Annotated in this window: 2 protein-coding genes; both read right to left on the reverse strand. The window is 59.2% G+C overall.

What is annotated here, in order from left to right; translation table 11 throughout:
- Positions 1-768 (reverse strand): hypothetical protein (locus VEZ38_RS02590; protein ID WP_324891661.1); only part of this gene is annotated, 768 nt, incomplete at its 3' end.
- A 134-nt stretch (positions 769-902) separates the two neighbouring features.
- Positions 903-1,524: hypothetical protein (locus VEZ38_RS02595; protein WP_324891663.1), on the reverse strand; the 622-nt coding region annotated here is incomplete at its 5' end.

The following is a 1,524-nucleotide window of genomic DNA, read 5'->3' on the forward strand; positions in this document are numbered from 1 at the left end:
ATCGAAGCCCACGTACGCAGCGCTGGAACCGACCGGCTCCTCCGGTTCCTCCGTTCCGACAGGGTCGAAGAATGCGCCCTGCAGACCCTCATGCCATGCGCCTTCGAACGCGAGCGTAAAGCTGCCCTTCACGCGGAAGGTGATGTACGTGCTCTCGGCGCCGAAGCCTTTGTCGCCGCCGCGGAAGCGGGGCACGAGCTCGTTGCCGAGCGGGTCGGTGATCGCAAAATACTTCCAGTTCATATCCTTCGTGCTGTAGATCGTGAAGAGATGCTCTTCCGTGTCGTTCAGCTGGAACGTAAACGTGCGCCGGTCGCCGACGCCGTCCACGTAATCGCCGTTCGTGACGGCCGCTTCGACCTTCCCCGGCAGCCCGCTGTCGGCGGGAACGTCGAGGATGTCGCCGCTGTCGTTCCGATACCCCGGCTCTACGCGAACTTTCGAAAGCTCGTTCAGGACGTAGCCGCGTCCGTCGATCGGTTCGACGTACGACGGCAGCATCGCGACGTCGTTCTCGTATTTCGGCCTCACGGCCGTCGGTTCTCCCTCGGCGGGCGGAGTGTTCCCATAGCCGAACAGAATATACCCGTCGCGGCCGTACTTCCCGTTCCACGCGCCTCTCGTCGTCTTGTCGAAACCCACGTACGCGGCGCTGGAACCGACCGGTTCCGCCTCGGCCCGCTGCGCGGGCAACGGCGCGGAAAGCCCGGAGACGAGCAGGAGCGCCGCCAACGAGGCGGTCAGCGTTTGCTTTACTCCTCTAATCATCAATTCAACCTCCCGATCTAGATCGCACGAAAAAATGTAAACGCTTTCCGATATGGGACGAAGAAACCCCGGGTTGTCGGGGATGCCTATTCAGCATTCGGCAATCCGGGGATCGTCGTCCTTGTTATTTCTTTTTATTGAAGCTTATCCAGATAGTCTTTGTTCGCGTTCATGAAGAAATCGTTGATTTCCTTCTTGGTTTGTTCGTTCGCGCCGTTCTTCGTCGCAATCTCGATGAACTGTTTCCACAGCTCCTCGAAATGAGCGTCGTCGCGAGCCGCCAGCGTCTTGGTCAGCGCCTTCTCGAAGGCGTCGCGGCCTTTCCAGAACTGATCGACGCTAGGCACGCTGCCGAAGAAGTTCCAGATCTGCTGATCGTTGGCGAGAATCGTCGCATGGTCGGCGAGCGAGTTGTTCGGCAGGTTGCCCGGATCGAAAAAGTTTCGGGCGTCGGCCTCGGTCACGGTTCTCTCGTAAGCGTACACCGGCGTTACGTTCGATCCGCCCCACATGTATGTCGGGTAGTACGGCCAGCCGCCGCCGTAGACGGCAGTCGAAGCCAATCTCGTGTTGGCCAGGTTGTAATAGAGCGCCTTGCCGTTGTCCTTCGCGTTCACCATCGCTTCTTCCAATTCCTTGTCCTTAAAGACGCGCTTGCCGTCCACTTCGTCGAACAAACCGGCGCTCTTCGGGCCCCAAGTGTACATCTTCTCGCCGACCTCGGATACCATGTAATCGAGCCAGCGAATGATTTGC

Origin of the sequence: Paenibacillus sp., assembly GCF_035645235.1 — a bacterium.
GTDB lineage: Bacteria > Bacillota > Bacilli > Paenibacillales > YIM-B00363 > Paenibacillus_AE.